Here is an 18,231-nt window from a genome sequence, read left to right as displayed (position 1 = left end):
GACTACTTTCGAATGCGGAGAAGGGAACGATCGATCAGATCGCGAGGCTCAGGCGAAACCAGGTCTGGCAGGATTCCCGATTCAGGAATTGCGGCATGGCCACGGGGCAGGAACCGAAGATGTCCCAGGTGGCCCCCTTCCAGCTGATAGACGCGCCCAGAGCCGCGCCCACCAACGAACCTTGGGGCACTTCCGGCACGCGGTTGCGCACGGCTCCCATGTCCAAGGCCACGAACCAACGTGTAGGCAAAGCCACCCCGGCCAAGGAGATCGTCTGGCGCATGGAGAGGTCATTGCGCAGGTAATAACCACTGTCGCCTGCCAGCGTGCTGTTCACGAATCCGCGAACGGTGTAGATGCCACCAATGGCCATCTGCTCAGAGCCATACAGCGTCGTGCGCGCCGATTGCCCCGTCAAGGTCGAATTGAGCGACCACTCATTCCCCAACCACTGGAAGGGAAGGCTGTAGGATGCGCCGTACTTGAGCTTCTTGAACTGCGCCCGAGGCGCCTCAAAAGGCAGGTCATCCATGTCTCGCAAGGCACCGGCAGAACTCAAGCCCTCTGCCCAGCCCACGCTGAGCCCCAGAATGCCCGGCCCGAGACCCGTCGTGACATTGCCGTCCAGATCCAGCACGGTCAGTTTGCGGCTGCTCACGCCCAGCAACTGCCCTTCCAGATAGCTGCGCGACTCCTTGTTCGTGTAGGTGCTCGACACATTGGCGCGTGTACTCGCATCGCGGTAGACCACCCGGTCCCAGGTCACGGCATTGCAGGTGCTGTCACCACTGGCAATGAGCTCCAGACCGCTCGGCGCCAGGATGGTGCTCACATAGCGCGAAATGCAGCCGTTGTAGCTGAAGGTGTTGTAACCGTAGGGCACACTCAGCATGAACGAATCGCTGGTTGACCAGGTGTTCAACTTTTCACCGGGGATGGCCTCACGGTGCGTGAACAGCATGAACTCAGACCATCCCAACAAGCTGTCGGTCGACAGGCTGACGCCACCCTGGTTCTTGCCTGTGTGCACGCTCCCCTGGTTGTCAAACGAAAACAACCAGTGATAGAAAGATTCGGGCTCATTTCGGATTACCACTTCGCTGCCACCCGCCTGGCTGCCGGGTTGGATGTCCAGCGTGGCCTTGTTGGAGGCCAGGCGGTTGATTTGATCGATGCCCTGCTCCAGATCACGCAGGTTGAGCACGTCGCCCGGTTTGGCGGGAATGGTGTTGCCCGGCGCAAAGCTGCGGCTACCCTTGTCTTCAATGCGCAGTTTCTCGATCGTGCCTTCGACGACCGTGATCTCCAGCTTGCCCTTGCTCAGGTCTTGCGCAGGCAGATAGGCACGGGTGGTGACATACCCACGCAGCACGTAGTCCTTGGTGATTTCACCCAGGATCTGCTCGATCTCGGTCACACCCAGGCAGTGCCCGGCGAACTGCTTGTCGATCTGCTCACGCACCGACGAGGGCAGGCGCGGCGCGCCATGGATGACAATCTCACCAATGTCACGGCACTTGCCACCTGCCTTGGACGCATCCACCTTGGGAACCAGCTTGCGGGTATCAACCCCACCCGGCGCTTTCTCGCCAGGCTGCAAGGCATCCTGATCACGCTTGATCTGCTCTTGCTGCTGCCGCTGCAGCGCCTCCGCCTGCCGCCGCGCCGCGTCCAGATCGGCCGGGCTTTGCGCCCATGCCGGCGAACTCGCCACTGTGAGAACCAGACCCCACGCCGCGTACGACGCTACCACCTTGGATGCTTGATTTGCCATTCAGTTGCCACGAGCTGCATGAACGCCGACCCCACTGATCGGCTTGAAGGAGCAAATCTAGTGCAAGCACCCTCGTTAGAGGGTAGGGAAATCAGCCAAACGTGCCAAATGGTGACAAAAAGCTACGAAATATCAAGAATCAAGACATCTTCGCAATCCAGGACAGCGGCGCGTTACGCATGTACCAACCCACCAGCGTCCATGGCCAACTCGGCACGCAAGCCTTGGCGGGCTCCCGCTCGATGGCGGCCACAAGGGCCCGGCAGCCCGAAGCCGTATCCACCATCAAAGGCGTCTTGGCCGACTTGCTGCTCAGCTCGGTTTCGATGTAGCCCGGATAGATCGTGGTGACCTTGATGGGCGTGCGCAGCAGGTCTGCACGGATGCCCTCGGTCAAGGCCGCCAGGCCTGCCTTGGTCGCCGCGTAAGTAGTGAGATTGCGCGGCAACCCGCGCATGGCGCTCATCGAGGAGATGCTGACCAGATGACCGCTGTTCTGCGCACGGAAGATCTCAACCGCCGCTTCGCACTGCGCCAGGGCGGCGATGAAGTTGGTCTGAGCCGTTTGCAGATTGGCATCGAAGCGGCCCTTGCCAATCGGCTGCCCCTTGCCCAGGCCTGCGTTGACGATGACGCGGTCGATCTGCCCCAGGTCCTGCTTGAACGCACGGAAAACCTCGAACACCTGCTCATGCTGGTTCACATCCAGCGAGCGCACATGAACCTTCACGCCAGGATGTTTGGCCTCCAGCTCGGCCTTGAGCTCCACCAACCTGTCCACACGCCGCGCGCACAAGGCCAGGTTACGGCCCATGGCAGCGAACTCGCGTGCCATGCCTTCACCCAGGCCCGAACTGGCGCCGGTGATGAGGATGTTCTGTCTGCGTTGGGCCATGGTGTGTCTGTCTCCGAATGTCTTGATGTGTGATCAGTGCTGATCCAGGAAGGTCAGCACAGCGGCCACGGTCGATGCCGGGTCTTCTTCATGCGGCACGTGGCCGAGGGCATCGAACACCGCCAGGCGGCTGCCCTGGATGTCGCGCTGGAACTTGTCGGCGTTGTCTGGTGGGATCAAGTGATCCTGCCCGCCCCAGATGATGAGCGTGGGCTTGGTGATCGTCTTGATCTGGTCTTCAGACTCGCCGGACTTGCTCTGCACGAATCGCTGCACCAGGGCATCGCGGTTGCCGGCGCGCAGCGTCAGCTCGTAATAACGGTCGATCAGCTCGGGCGTGATCTTCGACGGATCACCATACACATTGCTCACGCTGGATTCGATCATGCGGCGGGGCAGCAGCTTGCTCATGACCGGGCGCAAGGCCGGGATCTGCGCCAGCTTGAAGGCCAGCGGGATCGACTTGGATTGATAGGCATAGCCGGCCGCGTCCACCAGCACCAGCTTGCTGACGCGATCCGGATAGTCCACCGCCGTCTTCCAGGCGATGTTGCCACCAAAGGAATTGCCCGCGATCACGGCCTGCTTGACGCCCAGCCTGTCCATCACAGCCACAACGAAGTGGGTGTAGACCGGCAAGGTGTACTGGCCATCAGGGGTCGGGCCGGTCAGGCCGAAGCCGGGCATGTCCACGCGGATGACGCGGCGCTTGTCCTTCAAGGCGGCCACCCAGCCATCCCAGGTATGCAGGCTGGCCGATGTACCGTGCAGCAGCACGATGGGTTGAGGATCTTCACGCGGGCCTTCGTCACGCAGGTGCACCTGCATGCCGTCTACGGCCACGAACTGCGAGGGGGCCTGGGCCCAGCGGGCAGTCAGGGTTTCGGGTGCGCGATCCGGCGCCCACGCCGTCACCACACCCACGCCTGCCAGCGCCACCACCAAAGCCAATACACCACCAGCGATCTTGAGGGCTTTCATCTTTGCTGTCCTGTTTGAGTCAAGGCCGGCGTCCGCGTGCCGGCTGCAGCCCGTCAGTATGCGTCAGTGATGTCAGCGGTATGTAAGCAATGACGGTTGCACACCCTCGACGTGTGCATGCTCGTTCACCGACAACAAATGCAAGCCATCGCGCCCGGCCTGGATCTTGGTGATGCCCACATTGGCCAGCGTCCAGTTGATGGTGAAGGCCTGCGCATCGTTGAGGCCCAGCAGGTGGGCGCAGATCACGCTGATCGTGCCGCCCGAAGTGAACACCAGCGTGCTGCCCTTGGGCGGCGTCTGCTTCACCAGGTCTTCCAGGGCCGACACCACGCGCAGCTTGAAGACGGACCACGGCTCCTTGTATTCGTCATCGTGGTTGCCTCCCACCCAGCGGGTCACGGCATCCTGGAAGAACTTCTGAAAGGTGCGACGTGGGTCCCCCGAGGCGGCCATGTCGCTCATCATGACGAGCTTGTCCACATAACGAGGCTCGGCCACTTCGATCACGTTTTCATGGTCGAACTCGTTGACGCCGGAGTGCTGGTGCATACCCGTGCGCTCGACGCCCATTTCGCCCAAAGCCCCAGCCGCCGTTTCCAGATGGCGCTGCATGGTGCCGCTGACCAGCACATCGGGCTGCACGCCACGCGCCTTCAAGGCCGCACCCAGCACCTTGGCCTGTTGATGGCCTGTGGGCGAGAGCTGGTCGTAGTTGTTGGAGCCAAACGAAGCCTGGCCGTGTCGCAGTAGATAGATGGCACCCATGGTGTGTGTCTTTCGTGGCCGATCAGGGCATCAGCGCCGGGCCTGCTTGATCAGGCCCTTGCAGCGCCAATCCAGGTAGTTGACGATGATCCAGAAGTTCTTGAACGCCGGGTTGCGCGTCTGCTTGTGGTGATAGCGGTAATAGATCTGCTGCGCGATCACGGCCAGGCGAAACAGGCCATAGACCTCGTAGAAGACCCAGTCCCGCTGGCGATCCAGCTTGTAGCCGGACTTGTCCAGGTAGTAGTCCACCGCCTCTTCCCGCGTCAGCATGCCAGGCAAGTGCGTGGGCTGGCGGCGCGTGGCCATCATCAGCTTGTTGTCATCGGCCTGGATCCAGTAGGCCAGGGCGTTGCCGAGGTCCATCAGCGGATCGCCCAGCGTGGCCATTTCCCAATCGAGCACACCGATCACCTTGGTCGGGTCCTGCTCGGCCAGGATCACGTTGTCGAAGCGCCAATCGTTGTGGATGACGACGTTGGCCACATCTTGCGGTGTGCGCTCTTTCAGCCAGGCCATCACGTAGCTGTATGAGGGCACGTTCCAGGTCTTGGCCTTGGTATAGCGGTCGCTCCAGCCTTCGATCTGGCGCTTGCAATAACCGCTGCCCTTGCCCAGGCTGTCCAGGCCAGTGGCTTGCACATCCACCTGGTGCAGCTCGACGAGCTTGTCGAGCACGTTGGTGCACAACTGGCGTGTGGTGCGCTGGTCAAGGCTCAAACCACGCGGCATGTTCTTGCGCGGGATGATGCCGGCGATGCGCTCCATCACGTAGAACTCGCTGCCGGTCACGGCCTCGTCCTCACACAGGCCGATCATGGTGGGCACCACGGGGTACACGGGCTTGAGCGCCTTTTGCACGCGGTATTCCCGACCCATGTCATGCGCGCCCTTGGCCTTGGTGCCAGCGGGTGGGCGGCGCAGGATGAAGTCGCCGCCATGCTCGCCACTGGCGTACTTCAGGCGGTAAGTCCAGTTCGAGGCGCCACCCGAGAACTGCGTGATTTCGGGTTGGCCTTGCAAGCTGGGCACATGGCCTTTCAGCCACGCGTCCACACCGGCCACATTGAGCTCTTCACCAGCACGGACGCGCCCGCCCTGGTCTTCGATGCCTTTGTTGTTCGTGTTGTCGCTCAATGTCAGTCCCGCTTACTTCATCACGCCGTATTTCATCAACTCGAGGCGGGCGATCATGCCCTTGTGGACCTCATCGGGGCCGTCGGCCAGGCGCAGGCTGCGGGCCTGGTTGAAGAAGGCGCTCAAAGGCACGTCATGCGAGACACCCATGCCCCCGTGCATCTGGATGGCGAAGTCCACCACGTTTTGCAGCATGGTCGGGGCCACCACCTTGATGGCGGACACATCGGTCAGCGCGCCCATCACGCCCACGGTGTCGATCTTCCACGCCGCTTGCAGCGTGAGCAGGCGGGCCTGGTCAATGGCCACACGGGCTTCGGCGATGCGCTCGCGGTTGCCGCCCAGGTTGATCAGCTGCTTCTTGAAGGCCGTGCGCTCGATGCCGCGCTTGATCGCCAGCTCCAGCGACTTCTCGGCCGCGCCAATACAGCGCATGCAGTGGTGGATGCGGCCGGGGCCCAAACGGCCCTGCGCGATCTCGAAACCCTTGCCCGGCCCGGCAATGAAGTTGCTCACCGGCACGCGCACATTGTTGAAGTGCACCTCGCCGTGGCCATGTGGCTCGTCGTATTCGCCGAACACGGGCAGCATGCGCTTGATCTCGACGCCCGGGGTGTCCATGGGCACGAGCACCATCGAGTGCTGGTTGTGGCGGCCCAGATCGGGGTTGGGCGTGAGCGCCATGAAGATGCCGATCTTGCAGCGCGGATCACCCACGCCGGACGACCACCACTTCTTGCCGTTCAGCACAATCTCGTCGCCCTCGATCACGGCGGTGGCCGCCATGTTGGTGGCGTCAGACGAGGCCACATCGGGCTCGGTCATGAAAAACACCGAACGCATCTCGCCGGCCAGCAGCGGCGTCAGCCATTGCTTCTTCTGCTCGTCGCTGCCGTACTTCCAGATCACCTCCATGTTGCCGGTGTCCGGGGCATTGCAGTTGAAGATTTCGGGCGCCATCATCGAGCGGCCGGTTTCTTCGGCGCTGAAGGCGTACTCCAGCACGCTCAGGCCTGCGCCCAGTTCGGGATCAGGCAGGAACAGGTTCCACAGGCCCTCGGCCTTGGCCTTGGCTTTCAGTTCTTCCACGCGCGGCGGGATCTTCCACTGCGTCCAGTCTTCACCGTGGCGCTGCCCCAGGATCTCGTGCCAGTGCTGCCCCTCGATGGGCTCGATGTGTTCCTTGATGAAGGCACGCACGCGCTCGGCGGTTTTCTTGGCGCGGTCACTGGGCTGGAAGTCCATGCTGGTCTCCTGATGGGGTCGTCATGTGAGGATCAATACACGGGATGCTACGCCGGCTCAAGCTGTGCATCAAATGATGAATTTTCATCGCAAGTCATGCATAAGCTGCATGGCCTGGCGCGCGCCGTCGGCCACGCTGTCGCGCATCCAGCGGTGCACCGGGTCGCCGTCACGGTCGGCATGCCAGTACATCCAGATGGCCATCGTCGGCACCGGCGCAGGCAACTCGCGCAGCACCAGCGGCAAGGCCCGGGTCAGCTCTTCGGCATAGGTGTGGGGCAGCGTCAACAAGGCGTCGCTGTGGGCCACCACGTTGGCCGCCGCAAAGTAGTGCTGGCAGCGCAGGATCACGTCGCGCTCGCCCAGGCCCTTGGCCGCCCACACGGGCTGCAGCGGGTCGGGCTGATCAGGTTGCAGCGTCACCATCACGTGCTGGCACTTGAAATACGCCGCCAGGTCCCAGCGTCGCTTGCTCAAAGGGTGCCCCTTGCGCATCAACACCGCCAGCTTTTCATCGGCCAGGTGCTCGCCCTTGATGCGCCCGCCCACACGCCGCTCGCGGTCGATCACCAGGTCGACTTCGCCTTGCGTCAGCACCCGCTCCAGCGCGTCGCGCGGCACCCGCACGCTGGCCAGGCGCGCGCGGGGCGCCACCTTGCTCAGGCTGGCCACCAGAGGCGGCAAGGTGATGGCCTCCAGCACATCGCGCATGCCCAGGCGCAGGGTCATGTCCAGCGTTGCGGGGTCGAAGGTCTCGGCTTGCGCCATCAGGGATTGCAAGCCCCGCAAGTGCGCCTGCACCTCCCCGATCACCCGCCTGGTCAACTCTGTGGGCACCATGTTGTTGCCCTGCCGCACAAACAGCGGGTCACCCCACAGGCGCCGCAAGCGGGCCAGCGCGTGGCTCACGGCCGGCTGGCTCAGATGCAGATGCCGCGCGGCGCCGGAGATGCCGCCGTGCTCGTACACGGCATCCATCACGCGAAACAGGTTGAGGTCGATGCGGGAAAGCGGAATGGCCATGGCCCCAAACCATACACCCACCCGGAACACGGGACCTTTTTGCAGCACATCCCACCTTATGGGCAAGCATAGCGAGCGATAATCAAAGCCTCGCCGCCAAAGCGGCGCCATTGGAGCGATCACCTTGGACAGTCACCCTAGGTGACCGCCCACTCCAGCCACCCGGTCCGGCCCTGCAATCAGGGGCGCGCAAACCAGGTGTGCCCTGAACAACGGGGCTGACAGCGGGAGGGGGCGGCACACCACATCACCCCTTCTCACCCAAGCTTCGCGTCACACGGTTCAACCATGCCGTGATGGCGCCCAAGTGCTGGAGTTCGCATGCTCAACGTGTTCACGCTGGCCAACGGCCGGCTGTTTCAGGAAGAAATCGACAGCCTCGACGAGCTGACACCTGCTCGTCCGGTCTGGGTCGACCTGGAAGACCCCACCCCGGAAGAAAAAGGCTGGATCGCCGTCAAGTTCGGCCTGGTCATTCCTGCCGACATCATTGATGACGACCTGGAAGAGTCCGCCCGTTTTTATGAAGACGAAGGCGCCATCCACATTCGCTCGGACTTTCTGATCGACGATGACGAAACACCACGCAACGTGCGCGTGGCCTTCATCCTGCATGAAAACGTGCTGTTCTCGGTCCACAAGGAAGACCTGCCGGTGTTCCGCCTGCTGCGCATGCGCGCGCGCCGCATCCCGGCCCTGATTGAAGGCGCCAAGGACGTGCTGCTCAAGCTGTACGACGCCGACGCCGAGTACTCCGCCGACACGCTCGAGGGCATCTACGACGACCTGGAAAAGGTCAGCAAGAAGGTGCTGCAAAACGAGGTGAACGACGCTGCTGCCGCCGACGCCCTGGCCGCCATCGCCCGCCAGGAAGACTTGAATGGCCGCATTCGCCGCAACGTGATGGACACGCGCCGCGCGCTGAGCTTCATGATGCGCGCCCGCATGCTCAATGCCGACCAGTTCGAGGAAGCCCGCCAGATTTTGCGCGACATCGACTCGCTGGACAGCCACACCGCCTTCCTGTTCGACAAGATCAACTTCCTGATGGACGCCACGGTCGGTTTCATCAACATCAACCAGAACAAGATCATCAAGATCTTCTCGGTGGCCTCCGTGGCCTTCCTGCCCCCCACACTGATTGCCAGCATTTACGGCATGAACTTCCAGGCCATGCCGGAACTGAACTGGTCTTTGGGCTACCCATTTGCCGTCGTGTTGATGCTCATGTCGGCCGTCACGCCATTCTGGTATTTCCGTCGAAAAGGCTGGCTGAATTGAAGCGCCAACACCCGTGAGCGCGCCCCGCTTGACTCTCGCGCCAGGCCTGCTGCGCGTGATGCTGGGCACCACACTGGTGGTGCTGAGCTACAGCCTGCTCAATCCGGTGCTCGCCGTGCGCCTGCAAACCAGTGGCGCCAGCAACACCGCGATCGGGCTGTTTGCCATGCTGCCCTTCATCAGCGTGGCCATGCTGGTGCCGCTGGTGCCGCACGTGTTTGCGCGCATCGGTGTGGGCCAGGCCTACCGGGTCGGTTTGCTGCTGGAGTTGATCTCCTGCCTGGGTTACTTGGTCACGTCGGATTACCGCGTCTGGTGCGCCCTGGGCCTGATGGCCGGCATGGGCGCGGCGGCAGCCTGGAACGCCACCGAAGCCCTGATTGCCCACAATGTGCCGCCCAGCCACCGTGGGCGCCTCACCGGGCTGTATCAGGCGCTCCTGGGCGCCGGCATGGCCCTGGGCCCCATGCTGCCGGGCCTGCTGGGTATCGGCCCGACCGAGTCCAACGCCATCGCCGCAGGCGGCCTGGCGCTGGGCTTGCTGATCACACTGGCGCCGGCCATCACCCGACTCAAGGCCATGCACGATGACCACGAGCCCATGAGCCTGATGAGCGCCTGGCGTTTTCGGCCGGCACTGGCCTGGGCCGCCGTGGTGGGCGGCGTGTTTGAAGTGGGCCTGGGCTCCATCACCACGGCCTATGGCTCACAGATCGGCATGAACCTGGCGGCCGCCACCTCGATTGCGGGCGCCCTCGGCATGGGCAGCTTCCTCTTCCAGTACCCCACCGGGTGGCTGGCCGACCACATGCCCGCCCGGCGCCTGTTTGCCCTGGGGGCCGGCGTGCTGGTGCTCAGCGCCGTCGCCTTCGTGCAGGCTGCCACCTGGCCCTCACTGATCTGGATCTGTGCCGCGGCCTGGGGCGGCATTGGCGGTGCCCTCTACACCTTGAGCATGATCCGCGTGGCCCATGATTTTGCCGACAGCTCCGCCCTGGCAGGCACCTCAGCCATGATCGCCGGCTACACGGCTGGCGGCGCCCTGGGGCCGCTCATCAGCGGTTGGGTGTTCGATCACTTTGGCGTGGGCGGCCAAGGCAGCTGGCTGGCCGTGCTCGCGCTCAGCCTGCTGCTGATGCAGACAAGGGCTGACGGTTCACGGCCTCGCGCCACAAGCTGAACAAGGTGGACTGCAAGCGGTCTGCAGGCACCGGCTTGTGCAGCAAAGGCAGCCCGCTGTCATGCGCCTCACGCAAGCGTTCCACAGCCGTGTCCCCCGTGATGATGGCCGCGGGTACGTCGTGGCCCAATCGCTTGCGCACGGCCTCCACAGCCTGCAGCCCGGTGCGGTGGCTGCGCAAACGGTAATCCGCCAGCACCACATCCGGATCGAAACGGTTCAAAACCCGCAAGGCCTCATCATCAGAGGCCACGGCTTCACACCAGCACCCCCAACCGGCCAGCAGATCGCACATGGCCGCCCGCACAGTTTCATCATCGTCGATCAGCAGCACACGCAACCCACTCAGATCAGGCTCATCGTGCTGCAGGACATCGGCCTCGTGCCATGGCGACTGGCTGACCGGCAGCGCCAGCCTGAATACCGAGCCCCGCCCCGGCACCGACTTCAAGGACACGTCCACGCTCATCGCCCTGGCCAACCCTTCCACAATGGCCAGTCCCAAACCCAGGCCCTTGCGACGATCGCGTTCCGGGTTGCCCAACTGGTGGAACTCCCGGAAGATCTCGGCGTGATGATCCCCGGGAATGCCAATGCCGGTATCCCACACCTCGACCAATGCCCTCGCACCACGCCGACGGCACGCCATCAACACAGCCCCATGCTCGGTATAGCGGATGGCATTGAGCACCAGATTGCGCAGGATCATCTCGACCAAGGCAGGGTCGGCGTGCAGGATCACCGAAGTGTCCCGCATGCGGAAAGCCAGGCCCTTCTCTTCGGCTAACGGCGCCATTTCGCGCTCCAGCTTGCGCAGCATGGGCTGCAAGGCGAAGGGTTGCATCTGCGGCTTGACCACCCCTGCATCCACCTTGGAAAAGTCCATCAGGGTGTTGAGCATCTCGCCCGTGGCCTGAGCTGACGCCTGAGCCTGCTCCAGCAGTTGATGCTGACGGCCGTTCAGTTCGGCACGAGCCAGCGCATTGAGGAACAAGCCCATGGCATGCAAAGGCTGGCGCAAGTCATGGCTGGCGGAAGCCAGGAATACTGTCTTGGCGCGGTTGGCATCTTCGGCCTCCGCCAGTGCCTGCTCTGCCACCTGGCGGGCGTCCAGTGCTCGCTGGGTCTGATCCCGCAAGCGCAACACCAGACCCTCGTTTTCGAAGCCCAGCTCGATGGCCCTCAAGGCACCCCGCGACGCGAAGTAGGAAAACACCGTCATCGCGATGAGGTAGAGCATGACCGCCAGCCCCATCATCACACTGAGCTCATCTCGCGAGCGCAGCAGCACCGCCATCACCGGCACGATGTTGGTCACCCAATAGGTGACGGCCACAGGCCACGAAGGCGCGAACACGGCCAGCCCCCCTGAATTGATGCCCGCCGTCACGCACAGCACGATGGCGATCGACATGGGGTTGGGCTGGTCCAGCAGCAACACCCCGAAAGCGCCCCAACACACCCCGCTGAGGCCGGCCAGCAATCGCACCATGTGCGCGTAGATCAGCACCTTGCCGCGATCGGTGGGCCTGGGCAAAGCCTGCCGCACGGACAGGCACAGCAGGGACATGCCGCATGTGGCCATGGCCCAGTTCCAGGCACCCGGCAAGTGCAGCGCCCGGCTGCAGATCAGCCCGGTCAATAAGGCCGCCACGGCCGAGATCACGAAGGCATAGGGCAGGTTGCGGTCCAGCAACTCCATTTGCGCGGACAGCACCCTCGGGCTGTCAAAGCGCCAGGCACGCGCCAGCAGCATGCGCAGGTTCATGGCTGCAACAGCCCGCGAGCCACTGCTTCGGCATGCGCCTGCTCGCGACTGGTCGCGCCCAGCCACTCCGTCAACCAGGACACCTCCGCACGCACTTCGCTCTCGTTCATGCCCATCTGGCGCGCAATCGCCTTGTTCGGCGTGCCGCGGCCCAGGTAGCGCAGGATGTTCAACTGGCGATCATTCAGACGGAGTTCGGCCTCGGCGACCTCCATCACGGCAGCAGGTGTATCGCCTTCGCCACCAGCCTGAGACAGCACCTCATACGGCACCGCCGCATACGACATCTGCCCCCCCAGCGCCGAGCGCACGGCCTCCAGCACCTCCGAGGCCGAGGCCACCTTGGGCAGAAAACCCGTCACGCCGGCCTGCCTGGCCTGCAGGATCTGCTGCCCATTGACTTCCGCTGACATCATCAGCACGGGGCAATCTGGCGCCAACGCACGCAAGGTGGGCAAGTCCATCAGGCTGTGCCCATCCGGCAGGTGCACATCCAGCAGGATCAGATCGGGCTGCTCCTGTGCCAGCACGGCTCTGGCCTGGGTCAGCGTCGTGGCTTGCGTCACCCGTGATTGCGGCCAGTTCTGCGACAGCATCATCCCCAGCCCGGTGCGAAACAGGGCGTGGTCATCAACCAGCAAAAAATGGGGACTTGCAGCACTCATGAAGCAGAAACAGACACTTCTTCGCAGTATCGCGCCTCATCGCCAATAAAAAAGGCCGATCACCTAGGATCGGCCCTGATTCCCCTCTTAAGGGTGATCTCAGCGAGCGCGTCGCGCCTTCACGGCGTCCGACAGGATGCCCAGCACGTTCGCAGAATCATCCCAGCCAATGCAGGCATCGGTGATGCTCTGCCCATAAACCAGCTTGGACGGATCATCCTTGCCAGGCGTGAACTTCTGAGCACCAGCGCACAGGTGGCTTTCCACCATCACACCGAACACCTTCGTCGAACCGCCAGAGACCTGCTCGGCGATGTCCTTGGCCACCACCACCTGACGCTCATGCTGCTTGGAGCTGTTGGCGTGCGAGAAGTCCACCATCAGTGAAGGATGCAGCTTGGCTGACTCCAGATCCTTGCAGGCAGCCGCCACGCTCTCGGCGTCATAGTTCGGCGCCTTGCCGCCACGCAGGATCACGTGGCAATCTGGGTTGCCGGCCGTCTCGACGATGGCGACCTGGCCATTCTTGTGCACCGACAGGAAGTGGTGCGGGCGGGCGGCAGCCTGGATGGCGTCCGTGGCGATCTTGATGTTGCCGTCCGTGCCATTCTTGAAGCCGATGGGGGCGCTCAAGCCGGAAGCCAGTTCGCGGTGCACCTGGCTTTCGGTCGTGCGCGCGCCGATGGCGCCCCAACTGATCAGGTCACCAATGTACTGAGGCGAGACCACATCCAGGAACTCGCTGGCAGCGGGCATGCCCAGGCGGTTGATCTCCAGCAGCAGATGACGGGCCATGCGCAGGCCTTCGTCGATCTTGAAGCTCTCGTCCATGTACGGATCGTTGATCAGGCCCTTCCAGCCCACGGTCGTGCGGGGCTTCTCGAAGTACACGCGCATCACGACTTCCAGCGTGTCGGCGTACTGTTCACGCAGCACCAGCAGCTTGCGGGCGTACTCGATGGCCGCAGCCGGGTCGTGGATGGAGCAAGGGCCGATGATGACCAGCATGCGGTCGTCCTTGCCGTGCACGATCTTGCCGATGGCCTTGCGTGTGCTCGACACCAGCGTCTCGACGGGCGTGCCGCGAATCGGGAAGAAGCGGATCAAGTGCTCGGGCGGCGGCAGCGGCGTCACGTTCTTGATGCGCTGATCGTCGGTCTGCGAGGTCTTGTCGGCGGGCGGTACCCAGCCTTCTGCGGCACTGGATTTGGCGTTCATGGGGCTTCCTGTTGCGGGCGATGTTACGGACGAATCAAAGTCGAAAAAAAACCGCCGGGGTAGACCGGCGGTTTTCAGGATCTGGTGTGGTTCGCTTACGCGTTGGCCACTCCTGCGCCGGTTGCGGGCGAGAAGTAAAAGTACCAAAAGTAAAAGCGAGCGCGATTCATGTTTGTTAATGTAGCACGGTTGTTCGAGGCGCGGTTTGATCTGTAGCGATCGGCTCGATAGCCAAAGTTACACGCAATCGTCCGGTACGTGACACCTTGCGCACGCTGGGCCCGCTAGCATCCTCAACAATCCAGTACCGCCTCAAGTCGACATGAAGACCCTGACAGAACAACTCAGCCAGTACGCCGCCTATCACCGGGACCGCCGCAACATCGTCACCCACTTCATCGGCATCCCGATGATCGTGGCGTCCGTGTGCATCCTGCTGTCCCGTCCGGCCCTGTCGCCAGACTTGCTCTGGCTGACGCCGGGCGCCGTGATCTCCGCACTGGTGACCGCCTACTACCTGCGACTGGATGTGCGCTATGGCGTGGTGCTGGGCGCCTACCTCTGGGGCTGCCTGGTCTTGGCCCATTCACTGTCTGGGCTGCCCACCAGCACCTGGTTGAGCGTCGGCGGCGGCCTGTTCTTTGTCGGCTGGGTCATCCAGTTCATCGGGCACTACTTCGAAGGCCGCAAACCCGCCTTTGTCGATGACATCATTGGCCTGCTGATCGGGCCCCTGTTCATCGCCGCCGAAGCAGGCTTTCTGATGGGCATGCGCAAGGAAGTCGAAGCCGAGGTCAATGCGCGGGCTGGCTCGCCTCGCTGATCAACGCCGCGCCTGCGCATCACACCGCTTCAAGGCGTCCAAGCAAAAAACTGGCGGCTCATGAAGCCGCCTTTTTGCTGCCCGATCTGCGGGTGAGTTATTTGATCTGCGCCAGCAAGGTCTCGGCATCGCTGACCTTGTAGCCGCCGCCGTCTTCCACGTTCAAGGCCGTGACCACGCCGTCCTTGACCAGCATGCTGTAGCGGCCGGAGCGCAGGCCCAGGCCCTTGGCGGCCAGGTCCAGTGTCAGGCCTGTGGCTTTGGCGAAGTCCGCGCTGCCATCGGCCAACATGCGCACCTTGCCCGCTGCCTTCAACTCACGGCCCCAGGCCCCCATCACGAACGCGTCGTTGACGGACACGCACCAGATCTCATCCACACCTGCAGCCTTGAAGGCATCAGCCTTGGCGATATAGCCCGGTGCGTGCTGGGCCGAGCAGGTCGGCGTGAAGGCCCCGGGCAAGCCGAAGATGGCAATGGTCTTGCCGGCGGTCGACTTGCTGATGTCGAACGCATTGGGACCCAGGCTGCAACCTTCGCCCTCCACCTCGATGTACTCGAACAATGTGCCTGCGGGCAGCTTGTCTCCGACTTTGATCATCACCAACTCCTTGTTCGTGGTCTGCTGAAAAACGTTCAGAAAAAGAAAAAACCGGCCGCCAGTATGACTGGCAAGCCGGTTTTGCTTGCTGCCGTCGAGGATTACTCCCCGGCGGCATTGTGGCAATCGATCAGATCACCAAAGTCGTCAAAGATCAGACGCCTTGTGCCTTCTCGACCAGACGGGACACAACCCAGTTCTTGGTCTTGGACAGAGGACGGCTTTCCGTGATCTCGACCACGTCACCCAACTTGAACTCATTGTTCTCGTCGTGAGCATGGTACTTGCTCGACTTGGCCACGATCTTGCCGTAAAGCTCGTGCTTGACACGACGCTCGACCAGCACGGTCACGGTCTTGGCGCGAGCGTCGCTGACAACCTTACCCACGAGGGTACGGGTCACTTTGGTTTGAGCTTCCGTCATTGGGCGGCTCCTTTCTTCTCAGCCAGAATCGTCTTGACGCGAGCGATGTCGCGACGAGTCTTCTTCAGAGCCGAGTGGTCATTGAGCTGCTGGGTAGCACGCTGCATACGCAGGTTGAAGTGCGACTTCAGCAAGTCCTTGATTTCGGTTTCCAGTGCGGCCACATCCTTGGCGCGCAGTTCAGAGGCTTTCGCCATAACTTTCTCCTTACGCCTAGATTAGATGCCGAACTGGCGGCCAACGAACGTGGTGCTCAGTGGCAGCTTGGCAGCGGCCAGCGTGAACGCCTCGCGAGCGAGTTCTTCGGGCACGCCCTGGATCTCGTAGAGCACCTTGCCGGGCTGAATTTCAGCGACGTAGTACTCGACGTTACCCTTACCGTTACCCATACGGACTTCGGCGGGCTTGTTCGAAATGGGCTTGTCCGGGAAGATGCGGATGAAGATACGACCGCCACGCTTGATGTGACGCGAAATCGCACGACGTGCGGCTTCGATCTGACGAGCCGTAATACGGCCACGTTCGGTCGCCTTCAGGCCGAAATCACCAAAGGACACATCAGCACCGCGGGTGGCAACACCCGTGTTACGGCCCTTGTGTTCCTTACGGAACTTGCGACGATTAGGTTGCAACATGTTTATTCTCCTTTCGCCTCGGCAGCAGGTGCTACCTTGCGAACGCGCTTGGCATCAGCGGCGACAGCAGGCTTGTCACTGCCATCAGCTGGAGCGCCATCAGCACGAGGGGCACCACGGCCAGGGCCGCCACGGCCGCCGGGACGACGATCGCCACCAGGACGGTCGTTACGAGGACCACGACGGTTGCGACGGTCGTCTTGGCTGTCGTCGCCCTTGAGCACAGGGGCTTCGCCATTGGCCAGACGGTCACCGCGGTAGACCCACACCTTCACGCCGATCACGCCATAGGTGGTGTGAGCTTCGGAGGTGCCGTAGTCGATGTCGGCGCGCAGCGTGTGAAGAGGCACGCGGCCTTCACGGTACCACTCGGTACGAGCGATTTCGATGCCGTTCAGACGACCGGACGACATGATCTTGATGCCTTGAGCACCCAGACGCATGGCGTTCTGCATCGCGCGCTTCATGGCGCGACGGAACATGATGCGCTTTTCCAGCTGCTGCGTGATCGAATCGGCGATCAGCTGTGCATCGACTTCAGGCTTGCGCACTTCTTCGATGTTCACAGAGACCGGGCAATTCAGACGCTTGGCCAGTTCGAGCTTCAGGTTCTCGATGTCTTCGCCCTTCTTGCCGATCACCACGCCCGGACGAGCCGAGAAAATGGTGATGCGGGCGCTCTTGGCGGGACGCTCGATCAAGATGCGCGACACAGCCGCGTTCTTGAGCTTCTTCTTCAGGAATTCACGGACTTCCAGGTCTTCAGCCAGCATCGAGGCAAAGTTGCGGTTGGTAGCGTACCAACGCGATGCCCAATTGCGGGTGACGGCCAGGCGGAAGCCGGTTGGGTGGATTTTTTGTCCCATAGTCAGCCTCTGCTTAGTTGCCCACGGTCACATAGATGTGGCAAGTTGGCTTGCTGATGCGGTTGCCACGGCCCTTTGCACGGGCGGTGAAACGCTTCAGCGTGGTGCCTTGCTCCACATAAATGGTCTTGACCTTCAGTTCGTCGATGTCAGCACCGTCGTTGTGCTCGGCGTTGGCGATTGCCGACTCCAGAGCCTTCTTGATGATGCCGGCGGCCTTCTTCTGGGTGAATTCCAGAATGTTCAGGGCTTGATCGACTTTCTTGCCACGGATAAGGTCAGCCACCAGGCGACCCTTGTCGCAAGAGAGGCGAACGCCGCGAACGATTGCTTTGGTTTCCATCGTTGCTGCTCCTTATTTCTTGGCTTTCTTGTCGCCTGGGTGACCCTTGAATGTACGGGTCAGGGCGAACTCGCCGAGCTTGTGGCCAACCATCTGATCCTGGATGTACACGGGCACGTGTTGCTTGCCGTTGTGCACAGCAATCGTCAGGCCGATGAACTCAGGCAGGATCGTGGAACGACGCGACCAGGTCTTGATGGGTTTTTTGTCCTTGGTAGCCACTGCCTTCTCGACCTTGGCGGCCAAGTGGTGGTCAATGAAAGGACCCTTTTTAAGAGAACGAGCCATATCAGCCTACCTCTTACTTTTTGCGACGCGACACAATGAAGGTCTGCGTGCGCTTGTTGTTGCGGGTGCGATAGCCCTTCGTCAATGTGTTCCATGGGGACACAGGGACTTGACCTTCGCCAGTACGGCCTTCGCCACCACCGTGCGGGTGGTCCACCGGGTTCATGGCGACGCCACGAACGGTCGGGCGGATACCCTTCCAGCGGATGGCACCGGCCTTACCGTATTGACGCAGGCTGTGCTCTTCGTTGCTCACTTCACCCAGGGTGGCGCGGCATTCGATGTGGATCTTGCGAACTTCACCGGAGCGCAGGCG

The 18,231-nt window shown here is 62.3% G+C and carries 20 protein-coding genes and 1 pseudogene; 3 read left to right on the top strand and 18 right to left on the bottom strand.

Features of this window, described 5'->3' with window-relative positions:
- Positions 1-34: 34 nt before the first annotated feature.
- The 7 genes from HY836_RS13380 to HY836_RS13350 all read right to left on the bottom strand — a co-directional run bounded on the left by HY836_RS13380 (position 35) and on the right by HY836_RS13350 (position 7,823).
- Positions 35-1,774, bottom strand: a complete 1,740-nt coding sequence (locus HY836_RS13380; RefSeq protein WP_290676652.1) for a ShlB/FhaC/HecB family hemolysin secretion/activation protein — start codon at positions 1,772-1,774, stop codon at positions 35-37.
- A gap of 139 nt (positions 1,775-1,913) precedes the next feature.
- Positions 1,914-2,669: an SDR family oxidoreductase gene (locus HY836_RS13375; RefSeq protein ID WP_290676651.1), complete on the bottom strand. Its 756-nt coding sequence runs from the start codon at positions 2,667-2,669 to the stop codon at positions 1,914-1,916.
- A gap of 33 nt (positions 2,670-2,702) precedes the next feature.
- On the bottom strand, positions 2,703-3,650 hold the full coding sequence (locus tag HY836_RS13370; protein WP_290676650.1) for an alpha/beta hydrolase: 948 nt from the start codon (positions 3,648-3,650) through the stop codon (positions 2,703-2,705).
- 72 nt (positions 3,651-3,722) lie between these two features.
- On the bottom strand, positions 3,723-4,418 hold the full coding sequence (locus HY836_RS13365; RefSeq protein ID WP_290676649.1) for a histidine phosphatase family protein: 696 nt from the start codon (positions 4,416-4,418) through the stop codon (positions 3,723-3,725).
- Between the two features lie 30 nt (positions 4,419-4,448).
- The gene (locus tag HY836_RS13360) at positions 4,449-5,555 is read right to left on the bottom strand and encodes a phosphotransferase family protein (RefSeq protein ID WP_290676648.1); all 1,107 of its coding nucleotides are present in this window, start codon (positions 5,553-5,555) and stop codon (positions 4,449-4,451) included.
- A gap of 12 nt (positions 5,556-5,567) precedes the next feature.
- Positions 5,568-6,800, bottom strand: a complete 1,233-nt coding sequence (locus HY836_RS13355) for an acyl-CoA dehydrogenase family protein (RefSeq protein ID WP_290676647.1) — start codon at positions 6,798-6,800, stop codon at positions 5,568-5,570.
- Between the two features lie 84 nt (positions 6,801-6,884).
- Positions 6,885-7,823, bottom strand: a complete 939-nt coding sequence (locus HY836_RS13350) for a LysR family transcriptional regulator (RefSeq protein ID WP_290676646.1) — start codon at positions 7,821-7,823, stop codon at positions 6,885-6,887.
- Positions 7,824-8,144: 321 nt separating this feature from the next.
- Here HY836_RS13350 and corA point away from each other — a divergent pair, with 321 nt between their 5' ends.
- Positions 8,145-9,104 carry a magnesium/cobalt transporter CorA gene (corA, locus tag HY836_RS13345; RefSeq protein ID WP_290676645.1) on the top strand — a complete coding sequence of 320 codons (960 nt, stop codon included), beginning with the start codon at positions 8,145-8,147 and terminating at the stop codon, positions 9,102-9,104.
- Positions 9,105-9,117: 13 nt separating this feature from the next.
- The gene (locus tag HY836_RS13340; RefSeq protein WP_290676644.1) at positions 9,118-10,284 is read left to right on the top strand and encodes an MFS transporter; all 1,167 of its coding nucleotides are present in this window, start codon (positions 9,118-9,120) and stop codon (positions 10,282-10,284) included.
- Here HY836_RS13340 and HY836_RS13335 read toward each other — a convergent pair.
- The 3 genes from HY836_RS13335 to HY836_RS13325 form a co-directional block, all read right to left on the bottom strand.
- A complete protein-coding gene (locus HY836_RS13335; RefSeq protein ID WP_290676643.1) occupies positions 10,226-12,052 on the bottom strand; it encodes a hybrid sensor histidine kinase/response regulator in 1,827 nt (608 codons plus the stop codon). The genes HY836_RS13340 and HY836_RS13335 overlap by 59 nt on opposite strands.
- Positions 12,049-12,717 carry a response regulator transcription factor gene (locus tag HY836_RS13330; RefSeq protein WP_290676642.1) on the bottom strand — a complete coding sequence of 223 codons (669 nt, stop codon included), beginning with the start codon at positions 12,715-12,717 and terminating at the stop codon, positions 12,049-12,051. The genes HY836_RS13335 and HY836_RS13330 overlap by 4 nt, the downstream gene beginning before the upstream one ends.
- Positions 12,718-12,816: 99 nt before the next feature.
- Positions 12,817-13,935, bottom strand: a complete 1,119-nt coding sequence (locus HY836_RS13325; RefSeq protein WP_290676641.1) for a 3-deoxy-7-phosphoheptulonate synthase — start codon at positions 13,933-13,935, stop codon at positions 12,817-12,819.
- Positions 13,936-14,257: 322 nt separating this feature from the next.
- On the opposite strand from HY836_RS13325, the gene HY836_RS13320 reads away from it, so the two are divergent.
- Positions 14,258-14,758 (top strand): DUF962 domain-containing protein, encoded by a 501-nt coding sequence (locus tag HY836_RS13320; protein WP_290676640.1) that lies wholly within the window; start codon positions 14,258-14,260, stop codon positions 14,756-14,758.
- Positions 14,759-14,855: 97 nt separating this feature from the next.
- Here HY836_RS13320 and HY836_RS13315 read toward each other — a convergent pair whose 3' ends face one another.
- From HY836_RS13315 to HY836_RS13280, 8 genes and pseudogenes are all read right to left on the bottom strand, one after another.
- Positions 14,856-15,359 carry a peroxiredoxin gene (locus HY836_RS13315; protein ID WP_290676639.1) on the bottom strand — a complete coding sequence of 168 codons (504 nt, stop codon included), beginning with the start codon at positions 15,357-15,359 and terminating at the stop codon, positions 14,856-14,858.
- A gap of 154 nt (positions 15,360-15,513) precedes the next feature.
- Positions 15,514-15,783 (bottom strand): 30S ribosomal protein S17, encoded by a 270-nt coding sequence (gene rpsQ, locus HY836_RS13310; RefSeq protein WP_290676638.1) that lies wholly within the window; start codon positions 15,781-15,783, stop codon positions 15,514-15,516.
- Entirely contained in the window at positions 15,780-15,980 is a 201-nt protein-coding gene (gene rpmC, locus HY836_RS13305) for a 50S ribosomal protein L29 (protein WP_290676637.1), read from the bottom strand. The genes rpsQ and rpmC overlap by 4 nt, the downstream gene beginning before the upstream one ends.
- 21 nt (positions 15,981-16,001) lie before the next feature.
- Complete coding sequence (gene rplP, locus HY836_RS13300) at positions 16,002-16,418, bottom strand: 50S ribosomal protein L16 (RefSeq protein ID WP_035037937.1); 417 nt, start codon at positions 16,416-16,418, stop codon at positions 16,002-16,004.
- 2 nt (positions 16,419-16,420) lie between these two features.
- Entirely contained in the window at positions 16,421-17,284 is an 864-nt protein-coding gene (gene rpsC, locus HY836_RS13295) for a 30S ribosomal protein S3 (protein ID WP_290676636.1), read from the bottom strand.
- 13 nt (positions 17,285-17,297) lie between these two features.
- Positions 17,298-17,627: a 50S ribosomal protein L22 gene (rplV, locus tag HY836_RS13290; RefSeq protein ID WP_290641308.1), complete on the bottom strand. Its 330-nt coding sequence runs from the start codon at positions 17,625-17,627 to the stop codon at positions 17,298-17,300.
- A 12-nt stretch (positions 17,628-17,639) separates the two neighbouring features.
- Positions 17,640-17,915, bottom strand: a complete 276-nt coding sequence (gene rpsS / locus HY836_RS13285) for a 30S ribosomal protein S19 (protein ID WP_035037932.1) — start codon at positions 17,913-17,915, stop codon at positions 17,640-17,642.
- A gap of 13 nt (positions 17,916-17,928) precedes the next feature.
- A pseudogene (locus HY836_RS13280) lies at positions 17,929-18,231 on the bottom strand (50S ribosomal protein L2); the annotation flags it as partial.

The sequence above is a fragment of the Aquabacterium sp. genome (genome assembly GCF_016234775.1).
GTDB lineage: Bacteria > Pseudomonadota > Gammaproteobacteria > Burkholderiales > Burkholderiaceae_C > Aquabacterium.
Note: the sequence above shows the minus strand (reverse complement) of the source record. Positions and strands in the feature narration are given on the sequence as shown.